Source organism: Microbacterium kribbense, from assembly GCF_039537285.1.
Classification (GTDB): Bacteria; Actinomycetota; Actinomycetes; order Actinomycetales; family Microbacteriaceae; genus Microbacterium; species Microbacterium kribbense.
Genome location: NZ_BAABAF010000001.1, coordinates 144,195 through 158,608 on the forward strand (window position 1 = coordinate 144,195; position 14,414 = coordinate 158,608).

The window sequence follows — 14,414 nt, forward strand, 5'->3', positions numbered from 1 at the left end:
CCTAGCTTCCGTTCGGCCGGACGCACCGCGGGCGGCTCGTGATGATCGGGGGCCGATAGCCTGGTCCTACCCCGATGACGTGAGCAATTCTCACTCGATGACGTGACCAGTGGAGGAATACCCATGCCGGACGCCCCGACCGACGCCCCCGCTCTGTTCGCCCGTGCCGCCGGCCGCAACCGCTTCACGGCGCGCCAGGCGACCGTGGTCGCCGTCAGCGCGCCGACCCAGGAGTACATCCGGGTGACCCTGACCGGACCCGACTTCGCGGACTACGCCAGCGGTGGCCCCAGCGATCACACCCGCACGTTCTTCCCCGACCCCGCCACCGGCGAGTTGGTCGCTCCGGTCGCCGCCGGCCCCGGTGAGGACGGCATCGTCCGCCCCGACCAGCCGACCTTCGGCCGTGACTTCACGCCCCTGAACGTGCGCGACGAAAACGGCCGGCGGCTCGTCGACCTCGACATCCTGCGTCACGACAGCCCGGGTCCGGCCGCGCAGTGGGGCGCCACCGCGACGATCGGATCGCAGCTCGTGCTGGTCGGCCCACGCGGATCGAAGGCCGCCACCCAGAACGCGCCCCGCGTGCTGCTGGTCGTCGACGGCACCTCGCTGCCGGCGGCCGGCCGCTGGCTCGCCGAGGTGCCGGCATCCACCCGCGTCGAGATCATCGCCGACGGCGACCTCGACAGCGCGCGCGCCTACCTGAGCTCGTTCGCCGACCGCGAGTTCGCGCTGACGGCCGCCGGCGACGACCTGGTCGCCGGCGTGACGGCGGTGGGCGTGGATGCCACGACCTATGTGTTCGCGGCGGGTGAGGCATCCGCCCTCGTGCCGTTGCGCCGCCATCTGCGGCACACGCTGCAGCTGCCGCGTGAGCAGTACTCGGTCACCGGCTACTGGCGCCGCGGCGTCGTGGCCTGGGACCACCACGCGCCGATCGACCCGGTCGACCCGGACTGACCATGCCGGCGCCGCAGCAGCGGGCGCCGTCCACCCCGGTCAGAACTCCTCCCATCGGTGCGATTCACCACTCAACGGGCCCGATTCGGCGCCACCCGGTCCGGATCGGAGGAGTTCTGGCGGCGCAGCGGCGACACCGGCGACGCATTGGGCGCCGCGGGCGCAGCCACCACGGGCGCAGCCACCACGGGCGCTGCCACCACCGGCGCGTCCACCACCGGCGCGTCCACCACGGCGATCGGTGCCGTGCCCTGGTGCGCGCCGTGCCAGTCGGCGACCCGGCCGTGCCGCATGAACAGCACGACGATGACTCCGGCCACCATGACGATCGCCGGCAGCAGCATCGACTGCGCCATCGCGGCTCCGAACGGTCCGGCGATGGGCGCCGGCAGCTGGCCCGCGCCGACCGCACTGGTGCTGCTGCCCGAGCCGGGCAGATTCGCCTCGAGCCGCGCCTGCATGAACGAGGCGATCGCTGCCGAGCCGAGCACCGACCCCATCGTGCGGGTGGTGTTGTAGATGCCGGCGCCGGCCCCGGCCTGCCGCGGCTGCAGACTGCGGGTGGCGGTGGTGGCCAGCGGCCCCCACACCCCGGCGCTGCCGATGCCCATCAGCGCCGACGGCAGCAGGAACATCCAGACCGGGGTGTCCATGTTCATCAGCGCCGCGTACCAGAACAGCGCCGCGGCGAACAGGCCGATGCCGGGCACCAGCAGCAGGCGCGAATCGACCAGGTCGAGCAGGCGGCCGGCGAACGGCGAGAGGATGCCGGCGAGCACGGCCATCGGAATCATCAGCAGCGCGGACTGGGTCGGGCTGAGCCCGCGCGAGAGCTGCAAGAAGAACATGAACGGCAGCGACATGCACGTCACGGTGAACCCGACGACGGCGATGCCGAGATTCGAGACCGCGAAGTTGCGGTCGCGGAACAGCCCCAGGGGCACCAGCGCTTCGCTGCGGGTCTTCGCCTGCTGCCAGAGGAAAGCGCCCAGCAGCACGACGCCGAACCCGATCAGCTCCCAGACCGTGACCGCTCCCCAGATCTCGCCCCAGTTGTACTTCTGCCCCTCCTGCAAGCCGAAGACGATGAAGAACAGAGCGGCGGCTGAAAGGAACACGCCGACGATGTCGAAGCGGTGCGGATGCGTCGGCAGCTTCGGCACCAGGACCCATGCCATCACGAACCCGAGCACGCCCACCGGCAGGTTGACGAAGAAGATCCACTCCCAGCCCAGGCCGTCCACGAGCAGGCCGCCGGCCAGCGGGCCGACGAGCATCGCGACGCCCGAGGTCGCCCCCCACAGCCCCATCGCCGCACCGCGCTGGTTGGGCGGGAAGGTGCGCGTGATCACGGCCATCGTCTGCGGTGTCATCAGCGAGGCGCCGACGCCCTGCACCGCGCGGAACGCGATCAGCACGGTGAGGGTCTGCGACATCCCCGCCCCGAACGAGGCGAGCGTGAAGATCGCCAGGCCCATCAGATAGATGTTCTTCGGACCGAACCGGTCGCCCAGGCGCCCGGTGATCAGCAGCGGCACCGCATAGGCCAGCAGGTAGGCGCTGGTGACCCAGATGACGTTGTCGAGGTTGGTGGTGTCGGGGTCCAGCGCCGCCTTGATGGCGGGGTTGGCCACCGAGACGATCGTGGTGTCGACCAGGATCATGAAGAAGCCGATCACCAGCGCCCACAGCGCCGGCCACGGGCTGCGCGGGGTGCCGCCGCGGCGCACCGGCAGTGCCGCCCGCGCTGCCGCTCGCGTTGTCACGGTCATGCTCGTGCTGCCTTTCGGAGGGCCAGATTGCCGGCCTGATGTTCGACGGGGATGTCAGTGACCCCCCAGAGGTAGTCGGGGCGCGCAAGACGTTCCAGGAACGAATCGGTCCACTCGATCTCGGCGCGCAGCATCGCCCGCCGCCGGTGACTCTCGATGGCGAACTGCTCGAGGATGTTCAGCGCCTGCGCGCGGGTCAGCCGCTTCTGCACCTCCGCGAGTTCGCGCGCGAGTGCGGTGCGACGGATGCCGATGAGATCGGCCACCTCGGCACGGTCGAGGTTGTGCGCCTCGGCGAGCGCGACCCGGAACCCGGTGGTGCCGTCGGCGTCGGCCAGATGCGTCCGCACCCATGCGGCCAGCGCCTGGGGGCCGGCATCCGTCAGCGCGTAGGTGGTGCGCTCGGGGCGGTTGCCGTCGCGGTCCACGCCGACTTCGGCGATCAGTCCCTGCCGCTGCAGCCGGCCGACCGTGTGGTAGAACGTGCCGTTGGTGATCTTGATGATGGCGTCCTGGCGGCGCAGGCGCAGTAGCCGGATCATCTCGTACGGATGCATGTCGCCCTCGCGCAGCAGCGCGAGCACCATCACCCCGAGCGGGGTCAGTGCGGCATGCTTCATGGATGCTCCAGATCGATTAGTCCAGATGGACTATATACCCGTCGGCCTGCATCTTCGCTGGGATGGTTACGCTTCGGGCGGAGTGCGAAGATGGGCAGATGACTGCTCCCCGTGAACTGGCCGGTTGGACGCACATCTACTCCGGCAAGGTGCGCGATCTGTATGTGCCGGCCGATCTGCCGCCGAACACCCGGGCGGACCGGATGCTGGTGGTCACCAGCGACCGGGTGAGCTCGTTCGACGTGATGCTCTCGCCGGCGATTCCGGGCAAGGGCGAGCTGCTGACGACGCTGAGCCTGTGGTGGTTCGATCGCCTCTCCGGTGGGGACGGCGGGCCCGGCATCCCGAACCACGTCATCGCGGACGCCGACGTGCCGGCCGAGGTGGCCGGGCGGGCGATGGTCGTCCGGGGGCTGCAGATGCTGCCGGTGGAGTGCGTCGTGCGCGGGTACCTGACCGGGTCGGGGTGGGCGGAATACCAGGCGAGTCAGACGGTGTGCGGCATCCACCTGCCGGACGGGCTGCACAACGGCGACCGGCTGCCGGCGCCGATCTTCACGCCGGCGTTCAAGGCGCCGATGGGCGAGCACGACGAGAACATCTCGTTCGACCGGGTCGTCGAGCTGGTCGGCGTGCCGCACGCCGAGAAGGTGCGGGCGCTGTCGCTGCAGGTCTATCAGCGCGCGGCCGACACCGCCGCCGAGCGCGGGCTGATCCTCGCCGACACGAAGTTCGAGTTCGGCCTGGATGACGACGACACCGTGACCCTCGCGGACGAGGTGCTGACGGCGGACTCGTCGCGGTACTGGGATGCCGAGACCTGGCGCACCGGCTCGACGCCGGCGGAGCGGATGGCCAGCTTCGACAAGCAGATCGTGCGCGATTGGCTGTCGGCGAACTGGGACAAGACCGGCACCCCGCCGGAACTGCCGGCCGACATCGTGGCCCGCACCGCAACCCGCTACCGCGAGCTCGTCGAGCGCCTGACCGCCTGATCCGGTCGCCCCGCCGCCCCGCCGCCCCGCCGCCGAGAAGGTGCCCCCTGCACCGAGAAGGTCCTTCCTACGCCGAGAAGGGTCCTTCCTACGCCGAGAAGGTCGGCACCACCTCGCGGTGGGAGGCACCACCTCGGCGCGGGACGCACCACCTCGGCGCGGGATGCGCCTTCTCGGCGAAGGAGGGGCCGACGCGAGCTACCGGGGCAGGACCGCGAGCATCAGTATGACGATGCTGATCGCACCCAGGCTCGCACGCAGCACGGTCGCAGCACGGGCGCCGGCGGCGATCCGCGCCTCCAGGCCCTCGTCGTGCGCCGCGATCAGCGCACGACGCTGACGGGTCAGCATCCGCGCCTGCACGACGCCCGCGCCCACAACGAGCAGCAGCACGACCGCCAGCACCACCATCCACGTGGACAGTGCCGTCCACGGCATCGCGACCAACAGCAGCAGGCCGGATGCCAGGGCCAGCACCAGTGCGATCGTCGAGACGATGCCGAACCTGCGGCCGAACAGCCGGAAGAACGACACCCGGTCGGCGCGACTGAGCGCGGCCGTCGCGGTGCGCGCGACCACGATCAGCGTGGCCCAGCCGCCGATCCACACGCAGGTGGCCAGCAACAGAATGATCAGCAGAACCGCCTGCAGTGCGGGGGGATACCCGCCGGTCACGGTGTGTTCACTGAGCGGCGGGGCGCCCGATGTCCACGCGCCAGACCTCGGGGCCCTCCTCGAGGTAGTCCCAGGTGAAGTCACCGGCGTGCTCCGCGGCGAACTGGTAGTACAGCGGCTTCGGGTCGTGGTCGTTGACCAGCACGTACCCCTCACCGGGGCCCAGCGCGTTGTACCTCTCAAAGATGATCTGGTGCCGACGAGCCGGCTCCAGCGTCCGTACGTCGAGTTCTACCCGCTCGCTCATGAAACTCCCTTCCAGAGTTGATTCGACGCTAGCACCGCCCGACGCACCCGGCTCCGGGCGCATGAAAACACTGCGGTGCGTGCTCCCGCAAGCGATGCCATCCCACCGATAAAGTCGTTTCGGCGGCATCCGGCGCCATCCCCTCTTCTCACGCCCACAGGAGCGCGCATGCCGATCTGGACTCTGCACGGAAACGGCCGCACGGTCGCCCCTGGCGAGGTGGTGCACCCGGGCGAGCGGCTGAACTGGCCCGCGACCATCGCGATCGGTGCGCAGCACGTGGTCGCCATGTTCGGCGCGACGTTCCTGGTGCCGATCCTCACCGGCTTCCCGGTCTCGACGACGCTGCTGTTCTCCGGCATCGGCACGATCCTGTTCCTGCTGATCACCCGCAACAAGCTGCCCAGCTACCTGGGCAGCTCGTTCGCGTTCATCATCCCGGTCACGGCGGCCACGGCATCCCACAGCATGGGCACCGCGCTGGCGGGCATCGTGGCCGTCGGCATCCTGCTGCTGCTGGTCGGCGTCGTCGTGCAGGTGGCCGGCATCGGCTGGGTCGACAAGTTCATGCCGCCCGTCGTGGCCGGCACCATCGTCGCACTGATCGGCTTCAACCTGGCGCCGGCGGCGTGGGACAACGTGCAGAAGCAGCCGCTGACGGCCGGCATCACGCTGGCGGCGATCATCCTGTTCAGCGTGCTGTTCCGCGGCTTCCTCGGCCGCATCTCCATCTTCCTCGGCGTCGTGGTCGGCTACATCGTGGCAACGTTCCAGGGCGAGATCGACTGGTCGAAGGTGGCCGACGAGCAATGGTTCGGATGGCCCACCTTCCACATCGCCGACTTCACGACGCCCGGCACCTGGGGCGCGATCGCGATGTTCCTGCCGGTCGTGCTGGTGCTGATCGCCGAGAACGTCGGCCACGTGCGCGCCGTGGCGACGATGACCGACAAGTCGGTCAACAAGCAGACGGGCAAGGCGCTGATCGCCGACGGCGTCGCCACGACCATCGCCGGCGCGTTCGGCGGGTCGGGCACCACGACCTACGGCGAGAACATCGGTGTGATGGCCGCCACCCGGGTCTATTCCACGGCCGCATACTGGGTCGCCGGCATCGTCGCGATCGTGCTGGCGCTGTCACCGAAGGTCGGCGTGATCTTCAACTCCATCCCGCAAGGCGTGCTGGGCGGGGCGACCACGGCGCTGTACGGCCTGATCGGCATCATCGGCATCAAGATCTGGGTCGACAACCGAGTGGACTTCTCGCGCCCGGTCAACCAGTACACCGGCGCCGTGGCCCTGGTCATCGCGATCGCCAACTTCACGATGAACTGGGGCGACTTCGTGCTCTCCGGCATCGTGCTGGGCACCGTGGCGGCGCTGCTGATCTACCACGTCGGCAACGCGCTGGCCCGGGCGCGCAGGACCGGCGCCGACGACGGCGGCCCGATCCCCGCGGTCGGCCCACTCGGCGGCGACCCCGTCGACGCCCTGTAGCCCGCACCGCGGCCCCGCAAAGCCCAGCGGAGCGGGACTCGCGGCGCAGCCGAGCGGGATTCGCGGCGCAGCCGAGCGGGATTCGCGGCGCAGCCGAGCAGGATCAGAGAAGCGGCTCGGCCGCGGCATCCGTATCGTTGTCCACATGAGCCCCGAACGAAGCACGAAGTCCGGATTCACCGCCGAGGAGCGCGCGGCGATGCGCCAGCGCGCCGCCGAGCTGAAGGCGCAGGAGCGCAAGGGCAAGTCGCCGGCGGAGAAGGCCGCGATCGACCGGCAGGACCTGCTCGACGCGATCGCCGGCATGGGCGACGCCGACCGGGTGATCGCCGCCGCGATCGACGACATCGTCACGTCGGTCGCCCCGCAGCTGGCGTCGAAGACCTGGTACGGCTTTCCGGCATACACCCGCGACGGCAAAGTCGTGCTGTTCTTCAAGCCGGCCGCCAAGTTCAAGGACCGCTATGCCACGCTGGGCTTCGAGACCAACGCGCAGCTGGACGACGGGCAGATGTGGCCGACGTCGTACGCGATCCTGTCGCTGACGAAGGCCGACGAGAAGCGCATCGCCGAGCTCGTGGCCCGCGCGGCGGGCTGAGTCGCGCGCGCAGCGGGCTGAGCGGCCTTCACAGAGTTCGGAGAATCGCACGAAGTTCGGAGGACTTCGCGGAGATCGGTCCGAGGTCGGCGACATCCTCCGAACTCTGTGCGCGACCCGGCTCACGCCGACGCGCGCACGACCAGCTCGGTCGGCAGCACCGTCGAGTGCGCCGGCGCCCCGCCGGACAGGATCTGCAGCAGCACCTCGGCCATCGTCTCGCCCTGCTCGAACGACGGCTGGCGCATCGTGGTCAGCTGCGGCGAGACGGATGTCGCGACCGGCGAGTCGTCGAACCCGATCAGCGCCACGTCGTCCGGCACCCGCACCCCCGCCGCCGCCAGCACCGCCAGGGCACCGCGCGCCATCAGGTCGCTGGCGATGAACACGGCCTCGGGCCGGTCGCCCGAGGCCAGGATCTCACGCATCGCGCGCGCTCCGCCGTCCGCGGTGAAGTCGCCGTCGACGATGGCACTGGCCTCGAGTCCGGCCGAGGCGATCGCGGCGCGGTACCCGCGCAGCCGGTCCACGCCGGCCGGCATCGTCGGCGGGCCTGTGATCGTCGCGATCCTGCGATGCCCGCGCCCGATCAGGTAGTCGGTCGCGGCCTTGCCGCCCGCCTCGTTGTCGACGTCGACGTAGTAGTCGCCCTCGCGCTGATGCGTCGGCCGGCCGCCGTACACGACCGGCACGACCGAGGCGATGCGGTGGATGAACGTGTCACTGGTGTGGTGCGAGACGATGATCGCCCCGTCGACATTGCCGCCGCGCATGTAGCTGGTCGTCTTCTCGCCCGGGTCGTCGCTGGCGATGAACAGATTCAGCACGTAGTCGGAGCGGGTCAGCCGAGCGTTGATGCCCGACACGATCGATGCGAAGAACGGATCGCCGAAGAACCGCGTGGTGTCTTCGGGCACGACCAATGCGATCGCCAGCGTCTGCCGGCTGGCCAGCGAGCGCGCCGCCCGGTTGGGCACGTAGTTCATCTCGGCGATCACCCGGCGCACGGCCTCGAGCGCCGCGGGGCTGACCGCGGTGGACCCGTTCACGACACGCGACACCGTCGACCGGGAGACCCCGGCGGCCGCGGCGACCTCCTCGATCGTCGCCCGCACGCCTGCACCGCTCATCGGATTCCTCCCCGTCGGATGATGCTACCCGCGCGCGGGGGCGCACACGCCCGCGAGGGAACGCGCCGCGATGATCCGAGCGTACTCGCGGCCGCTGTCCTTGATCGTGCGCACCTGCGTGTCATAGTCCACGTGCACGATGCCGAATCCCTTGCGGTAGCCCCACGCCCACTCGAAGTTGTCCAGCAGCGACCAGTAGAAGTAGCCGCGCACGTCGACGCCGGCATCCGCGGCATCCAGCACCGCCGCCAGATGGTCGCGCACGTACTCGGTGCGGTCGAGGTCCCGGATGCGCAGCTCGCCGTCGTCGCCAGCCGGCTCATCGTCGTAGGCGGCCCCGTTCTCGGTCACGTACAGCGCGACGCCGACCGGCGCCGCATACTCCGCGCTGACCCGCACCAGCAGCCGGGTCAGCCCCTCGGGCTGCACCTCCCAGTTCATCGGGGTGCGCGGCAGGCCGCGGTCGTGCCAGAAGATGCCGTGATGTGCGGGATAGGGGGATGCCGTCGGCCGGCTCGTCGGCGCCTCGCCGCCGCCGATCTGCCGGGCGGGGGGCCGGCCGCCGACGAGCTCGCCGTGGTAGTAGTTGACGCCGAGCGTGTCGATCGGCGCGGCGATGGCCGGCAGATCGCCCGGCTGCACCGCTGCCTCGAACCGGCCGACGGCATCGGCGTCGACGGCGCGGATGTCGGCGACGATGTCGGCCGGGTATTCGGCACGGAACACCGGATCCAGGAACCAGCGGTTGAACTGGCCGTCGATGCGCCGGGCGGCATCGGCGTCGGCCGGGTCGGCCGCGTCCACAGGGTCGGCGACGGTGAGGTTCAGGGTCAGCCCGAGGTTCAGCGCGGCATCCCGCGCCCGCAGCTCCCGCACGACCTGGCCGTGCCCGAGCAGCAGGTGGTGCGCAGCGAGCAGGCCTTCGGCCACGCTGGTGCGCCCGGGCGCGTGCACCCCGGCGGTGTAGCTGAGGAACGACGAGCACCACGGTTCGTTCAGCGTCGTCCACACGGCCACCCGATCGCCGAGCGCGTCGTGCATGTCCAGCGCGTACTCGGTGAACCGGTCCGCGGTCTCCCGCACCGTCCACCCGCCGCGTTCCTGCAGCGCCTGCGGCAGGTCCCAGTGATAGAGCGTGAGCCAGGGCTGGATGCCGGCATCCAGCAGCTCGTCCACGAGGCGCGCGTAGAAGTCGACGCCGGCGTGATTGAGCGCGCCGCCGTCCGGGCGCACCCGCGCCCACGACGTCGAGAAGCGATAGGACTGCAGGCCGAGGTCCTTCATGACCGCGACGTCGTCGCGGTAGCGGTGATAGTGGTCGCAGGCCACATCGCCGGTGTCACCGCCGAGCACGGCACCGGGGACGCGGCAGAAGGCATCCCAGATCGAGGCGCGACGACCGTCCTCGGCGGCGGCGCCCTCGATCTGGAAGGCGGCCGTGGCGGCGCCGAACCGGAAGTTCGGCGGGAAGTGGCGGGTGCTCGCGTTCATGCGGGCGGGTTCCTCTCGGTGGGGGAGTCGGGCGGCGATGCGGGACCGGACGTGCGGCTCAGCCCTTGACGGCTCCGGCCATGATGCCACTGACCAGCTGCTTTCCCGCGAAGATGAACAGGATCAGCAGCGGGACGGTGGACAGCAGCACGCCGGCCAGCACGATCGAATAGTCGACGAAATAGTCCGACTGCAGCAGCGACAGCGCCACCGGCAGAGTCGGCGACTGGGGATCGAGCACGATGAACGGCCAGAAGAAGTTGTTCCACGCGGTCACGAAGGTGAACAGCCCCAGCATCGCCGCGGGCGGCCGCGCCGCCGGCAGCCCGACGGTCATGAAGGTGCGGAACGAATTCGCCCCGTCGACCCGCGCCGCCTCGATGAGCTCGTCCGGAACGGCCTGACGCAGGTACTGGGTGGCGGCCTTGTTGTGCACGACGGTAGCGTTCGGGTGCTCGGCGGTGTAGCCCTTGAGCAGCGCGTCGGTGTAGCCGAAGTCGTTGAACGTCGCGACGGTCAGCGTGATCTTGGCGTTCGGGTCGTCGGATCCGCTGTCGCCGCCGCTGCTGGCGCAGCCGGCGAGGACCAAGGCGGTGGTGGAGACGGCGGCCGCCACGATGGCGGTACGCCGCAGTGCGCGTGATTTCACGTTGTCACTCCTTTGTGGTGTCGGATGGTGCGAGTGCGGTCAGGGCATCCTGTGCGTTCTCTCGCGGTCACGTATGCGATATCACTCGGTCCCGTCTGAGATCGCTCTCAGGCTTGTCTCCAGACTCTATGAGACCGCTCCCATGACGTCAGGGAGCGCTCCCATCTGCGCATAACGTTTGGGTCGCGGTGCGAGTGAAGGCACGGTGCGGGTGCGGTTACGGCGCGCGCGACGCCGATTCGACCTCAGCGCGCGCGCTGAGCGAGGCGGCGAACGGCCGCCATCGGGATCGGCAGCCATGCGGGACGATTGCGTGCCTCGTAGACCGTCTCGTACAGCGCCTTGTCGAGCTCGAACGCGTCCACAAGCACGCCCTGCGCCTGCACGTCCTGGCCCGATCGCCGGGCGTATCCGTCGATGAACGCCGCCCGGCAGTCCTCGGCCCACGCCGCGACACCCTGCGCGTCGGGCTCCGCACCGCGCACGTAGTCGAAGCTGCGCAGCATGCCGGCCACGTCGCGCAGCGCCACGTCGGGCTCGGACCGCTCGGCCAGTGGCCGCATCGGCTCGCCCTCGAAGTCGATGATCGCCCAGCCGCCGCCGGGCATCGACAGCACCTGACCCAGGTGCAGATCTCCGTGGATGCGCTGCAGCCGCGGCCACGGTCCGGCGGCGGCGCGGGTCTGCAGCGCCTCGATCGGCTTGCGCAGCGCAGCGAGCTCAGGCACTGCCGCGATGGCGGCATCCAGCCGCGCGCGCCACTGCGCGACCATCGCGGCGATGTCGGCATCCTCCGCGACAGTGGTCGGCAGAACCTCGGCGAGCGTCGCGTGCACGTCGGCCGTGGCAGCTCCCATCGCCCGGGCGCTGGAGGCGAACGACACCGCCCCGGCAGCGGCGGCAGTGGCATGGCGCCAGCCGTCCTCGACGCCGCTGAAGAACTCCTGCGCGAACGCGAGATGCCCGGGCGCGCGGCCACCCGGCTCGCGAGGATCCGGCCACTGCCCGACGACGCTGCCGAGAGTTGCCGGCACCGAGCGCGAACCGGCGGCCGACAGCGCGGACTGCAGCACGACATCCGGGTTCTCTCCGTGCGCCAGCGTGCGGAACACCTTGCAGATCGCCCGACAGCCCGCAGGCCCACCGGCCACGTCGTACTCGTACACGATCGACGTGTTCGACTGCTCGCCGGACAGAACCCGGGAGCGGACGTTGTGGCATTCGAACGGCGTGATCGGCACGCCGTCGGCGACCGCGCCGTCGCCCTGCGCGTGCCGGCCGCCGCAGACCAGCTGCAGCAGGCGCTCGGCGTAGGCGGGGTCGTGCGGTCCGTCATAGAGCCAGACCGGCGTCCCGTCGGTATCGGTGAGCTGTGCGATCGGCGCGGATGTCGCGGACTCCAGCGGCGCGCGCCGGAAGGTCACCGGCACCTGGTAGAGCACCGATCGCTCGGAGCCGCCGTCGACGATGAGGTAGGTCGTGATCGACACATCCGGTCCGGGCTCCAGATCCCACGAGCCGATCATGCGCAGCTTCGGCACCGCTCCCTTGCCGGTGAACCACCGCTGCGCGCCGACCCACCCAGCCAGGGCGTGAAGGACAGCGTTCGTTGCGGTCATGGCAACAGGCTAGCCGGATGGCCGCCGCGGCGCCCTCCCATATCACATCGCCGCGCAACAGCCCGGGCCGCACCGTGGGGTGGACGAGTCATGATCAGCACCGCACAATGGGGACATGTCCGCCGACGGTTCCGTGCCCTATCCACTTGGCGTCACCCTGCGACCGGAAGGCGCGAATTTCGCCGTCTACTCTGAGACCGCAGACAGCGTTGACGTCTGCGTGTTCGACGGCGAGACCGAGCACCGGACGCGCCTGAACGGGCGCACCGGGCACGTCTTTCACGGCCTCGTCCCGGGCGTTCAGATCGGCACCCGGTACGGGCTGCGGGTGGACGGGCCCTGGGACCCGGCGAACGGGCTGCGGCACAACGTGAACAAGCTCCTGCTGGATCCGCATGCGACAGCCATCGAGGGAGAATACGGCTGGAGCCAGAGCACCTACGGGCACAGTTTCACCGAACCCGAGCGGATGGATGACAGCGACCCTGCGGCGTCGGTGCCGAAGTGCGTGGTCACCAATCCCGACTTCGACTGGCTCGACGAGCGGCCGCCGCGCACCCCGCTCGCCGAGACGATCATCTACGAGACGCACGTGCGCGGCTTCACGCAGCTGCACCCGGGAGTGCCCGAGCATCTGCGCGGCACGTACGCCGGTGTGGCGCATCCGGCGATGATCGACTACCTGAAGAACCTCGGCGTCACCGCCATCGAGCTGCTGCCGGTGCACCAGTTCGTGCACGACAACCACTTGATCGAGAAGGGGCTCACCAACTACTGGGGCTACAACTCGATCGGCTTCTTCGCCCCGCACGGAGAGTATTCCGCCTCCGGTGACGACGGCAGCCAGGTCAACGAGTTCCGCAACATGGTGAAGTCGCTGCACGCCGCCGGGCTGGAGGTCATCCTCGACGTCGTCTACAACCACACCGCGGAGGGCAACCACCTCGGCCCGATGCTGTCGCTGAAGGGCATCGACAACGCCGCCTACTATCGGCTGGTCGACGACGACCCCTCGTCGTACTACGACACCACCGGCACCGGGAACAGCCTCAATGTCGGCCACCCGGCCGCGCTCGGCCTGATCATGGATTCGCTGCGCTACTGGGTGACCGTGATGCACGTCGACGGCTTTCGCTTCGACCTGGCCACGACGCTGACCCGGCAGGACGGGTCCGCCGAGCTGCACAGCGCCTTTCTCACCCTGATCGAGCAGGATCCGGTGCTGGCGCCGGTGAAGATGATCGCCGAGCCGTGGGACACCGCCGGCTATCAGGTGGGCGGATTCCCCGCCACGTGGTCGGAATGGAACGGGAAGTTCCGCGACGATGTGCGCGACTTCTGGAACGGCGTCGACAATGTGCTCGGCACCTTCTCGGAACGCGTCCTCGGAAGCCCCGACGTGTACGAGGCATCCCGCCGCGCGCCGCTGTCGAGCGTGAATTTCGTCACCGCGCACGACGGCTTCACCCTGGCCGACCTCACCTCGTACGAGCAGAAGCACAATGAGGCCAACGGCGAAGGCGGCAACGACGGCGAGGACGACAACCGCTCGTCCAACGGCGGGGTCGAGGGCCCCACCGATGACCCGGCCGTCCTCGAGCGCAGGAACAGGAAGCGCAAGAACTTCCTGGCGACCCTGCTGCTGTCTGCCGGCGTGCCGATGATCCTCGGTGGCGACGAGATGGGCAGAACGCAGTCGGGCAACAACAACGCCTATTGTCAGGACAACGAGATCTCGTGGTACGACTGGCAGAGCCCGGATGCCGAGCTGCACGACTTCACTGCGCAGCTGATCGCCCTGCGCCGCGACAATCCGGCACTGCGCCCGAGTTGGTTCCGGCAGGCCCCCCGCACCGGCGGTGCGGACACCGTGGAGATCTTCCGCTCCGACGGAAAGTACTTCGAGCCCGAGGACTGGGACAACCCGGATGCCCGCTCGATCACGTTCCTGCTCGCGCACGAGGGTGCGGATTCGTTCGCGTTCCTGGTGAACGGAGCCGAGAACGGGGTCGAGTTCACGTTGCCGCCAGCCCCAGGCCGCCCGTGGGTGCACGTCGTCTCGAGCGATCCCGAGCAGACCGAGGGTGAGACCGTCACCTCGCTCATCCTCGGCGAGACCTCGTTCACGCTGCTGCGGTCGTCGGGGCAAGGGACGTGA

12 protein-coding genes and 1 pseudogene are annotated in these 14,414 nt (G+C 69.7%); 5 read left to right on the forward strand and 8 right to left on the reverse strand.

Going from position 1 to position 14,414, the window contains the following annotated elements; genetic code table 11:
- Positions 1 to 123 precede the first annotated feature (123 nt).
- Positions 124 to 963, forward strand: coding sequence for a siderophore-interacting protein (locus tag ABD705_RS00575; protein ID WP_344779459.1), 840 nt, complete (start codon positions 124 to 126; stop codon positions 961 to 963).
- Between the two features lie 71 nt (positions 964 to 1,034).
- Here ABD705_RS00575 and ABD705_RS00580 read toward each other — a convergent pair whose 3' ends face one another.
- Entirely contained in the window at positions 1,035 to 2,735 is a 1,701-nt protein-coding gene (locus ABD705_RS00580; protein ID WP_425562001.1) for an MDR family MFS transporter, read from the reverse strand.
- Positions 2,732 to 3,355, reverse strand: coding sequence for a PadR family transcriptional regulator (locus ABD705_RS00585; protein ID WP_344779461.1), 624 nt, complete (start codon positions 3,353 to 3,355; stop codon positions 2,732 to 2,734). Before ABD705_RS00585 ends, ABD705_RS00580 begins: the two co-directional genes overlap by 4 nt.
- 98 nt (positions 3,356 to 3,453) lie before the next feature.
- Between ABD705_RS00585 and ABD705_RS00590 the strand changes: the two genes are divergently transcribed.
- Positions 3,454 to 4,350 carry a phosphoribosylaminoimidazolesuccinocarboxamide synthase gene (locus tag ABD705_RS00590; protein WP_344779463.1) on the forward strand — a complete coding sequence of 299 codons (897 nt, stop codon included), beginning with the start codon at positions 3,454 to 3,456 and terminating at the stop codon, positions 4,348 to 4,350.
- Between the two features lie 198 nt (positions 4,351 to 4,548).
- On the opposite strand, the gene ABD705_RS00595 is transcribed toward ABD705_RS00590, so the two are convergent.
- Positions 4,549 to 5,025 carry a hypothetical protein gene (locus tag ABD705_RS00595; protein ID WP_344779464.1) on the reverse strand — a complete coding sequence of 159 codons (477 nt, stop codon included), beginning with the start codon at positions 5,023 to 5,025 and terminating at the stop codon, positions 4,549 to 4,551.
- A gap of 7 nt (positions 5,026 to 5,032) precedes the next feature.
- A complete protein-coding gene (locus ABD705_RS00600; protein ID WP_344779465.1) occupies positions 5,033 to 5,272 on the reverse strand; it encodes a DUF2249 domain-containing protein in 240 nt (79 codons plus the stop codon).
- Between the two features lie 168 nt (positions 5,273 to 5,440).
- On the opposite strand from ABD705_RS00600, the gene ABD705_RS00605 reads away from it, so the two are divergent.
- Both ABD705_RS00605 and ABD705_RS00610 read left to right on the forward strand, forming a co-directional pair.
- Complete coding sequence (locus ABD705_RS00605) at positions 5,441 to 6,769, forward strand: uracil-xanthine permease family protein (RefSeq protein ID WP_344779467.1); 1,329 nt, start codon at positions 5,441 to 5,443, stop codon at positions 6,767 to 6,769.
- 145 nt (positions 6,770 to 6,914) lie between these two features.
- Positions 6,915 to 7,367, forward strand: coding sequence for a hypothetical protein (locus ABD705_RS00610; RefSeq protein ID WP_344779469.1), 453 nt, complete (start codon positions 6,915 to 6,917; stop codon positions 7,365 to 7,367).
- Between the two features lie 122 nt (positions 7,368 to 7,489).
- On the opposite strand, the gene ABD705_RS00615 is transcribed toward ABD705_RS00610, so the two are convergent.
- The 4 genes and pseudogenes from ABD705_RS00615 to ABD705_RS00630 form a co-directional block, all read right to left on the reverse strand.
- On the reverse strand, positions 7,490 to 8,497 hold the full coding sequence (locus ABD705_RS00615; RefSeq protein WP_344779471.1) for a LacI family DNA-binding transcriptional regulator: 1,008 nt from the start codon (positions 8,495 to 8,497) through the stop codon (positions 7,490 to 7,492).
- Positions 8,498 to 8,521: 24 nt separating this feature from the next.
- Positions 8,522 to 9,988 carry a GH1 family beta-glucosidase gene (locus ABD705_RS00620; RefSeq protein WP_344779473.1) on the reverse strand — a complete coding sequence of 489 codons (1,467 nt, stop codon included), beginning with the start codon at positions 9,986 to 9,988 and terminating at the stop codon, positions 8,522 to 8,524.
- Between the two features lie 58 nt (positions 9,989 to 10,046).
- Positions 10,047 to 10,406: pseudogene (locus tag ABD705_RS00625) on the reverse strand (carbohydrate ABC transporter permease); the annotation flags it as partial.
- A gap of 476 nt (positions 10,407 to 10,882) precedes the next feature.
- Positions 10,883 to 12,256 carry a maltokinase N-terminal cap-like domain-containing protein gene (locus ABD705_RS00630; RefSeq protein WP_344779475.1) on the reverse strand — a complete coding sequence of 458 codons (1,374 nt, stop codon included), beginning with the start codon at positions 12,254 to 12,256 and terminating at the stop codon, positions 10,883 to 10,885.
- Positions 12,257 to 12,371: 115 nt separating this feature from the next.
- Between ABD705_RS00630 and glgX the strand changes: the two genes are divergently transcribed.
- Positions 12,372 to 14,414, forward strand: coding sequence for a glycogen debranching protein GlgX (gene glgX, locus ABD705_RS00635; protein ID WP_344779477.1), 2,043 nt, complete (start codon positions 12,372 to 12,374; stop codon positions 14,412 to 14,414).

Bases quoted from the DNA above. Each gene is read 5' to 3' on its own strand.
- ABD705_RS00600 (WP_344779465.1), bottom strand. From the start codon at position 5,272: ATGAGCGAGCGGGTAGAACTCGACGTACGGACGCTGGAGCCGGCTCGT.
- ABD705_RS00610 (WP_344779469.1), top strand. From the start codon at position 6,915: ATGAGCCCCGAACGAAGCACGAAGTCCGGATTCACCGCCGAGGAGCGC.
- ABD705_RS00630 (WP_344779475.1), bottom strand. From the start codon at position 12,256: ATGACCGCAACGAACGCTGTCCTTCACGCCCTGGCTGGGTGGGTCGGC.
- glgX (WP_344779477.1), top strand. From the start codon at position 12,372: ATGTCCGCCGACGGTTCCGTGCCCTATCCACTTGGCGTCACCCTGCGA.
- ABD705_RS00605 (WP_344779467.1), top strand. From the start codon at position 5,441: ATGCCGATCTGGACTCTGCACGGAAACGGCCGCACGGTCGCCCCTGGC.
- ABD705_RS00615 (WP_344779471.1), bottom strand. From the start codon at position 8,497: ATGAGCGGTGCAGGCGTGCGGGCGACGATCGAGGAGGTCGCCGCGGCC.
- ABD705_RS00590 (WP_344779463.1), top strand. From the start codon at position 3,454: ATGACTGCTCCCCGTGAACTGGCCGGTTGGACGCACATCTACTCCGGC.
- ABD705_RS00580 (WP_425562001.1), bottom strand. From the start codon at position 2,735: ATGACCGTGACAACGCGAGCGGCAGCGCGGGCGGCACTGCCGGTGCGC.
- ABD705_RS00620 (WP_344779473.1), bottom strand. From the start codon at position 9,988: ATGAACGCGAGCACCCGCCACTTCCCGCCGAACTTCCGGTTCGGCGCC.
- ABD705_RS00575 (WP_344779459.1), top strand. From the start codon at position 124: ATGCCGGACGCCCCGACCGACGCCCCCGCTCTGTTCGCCCGTGCCGCC.
- ABD705_RS00585 (WP_344779461.1), bottom strand. From the start codon at position 3,355: ATGAAGCATGCCGCACTGACCCCGCTCGGGGTGATGGTGCTCGCGCTG.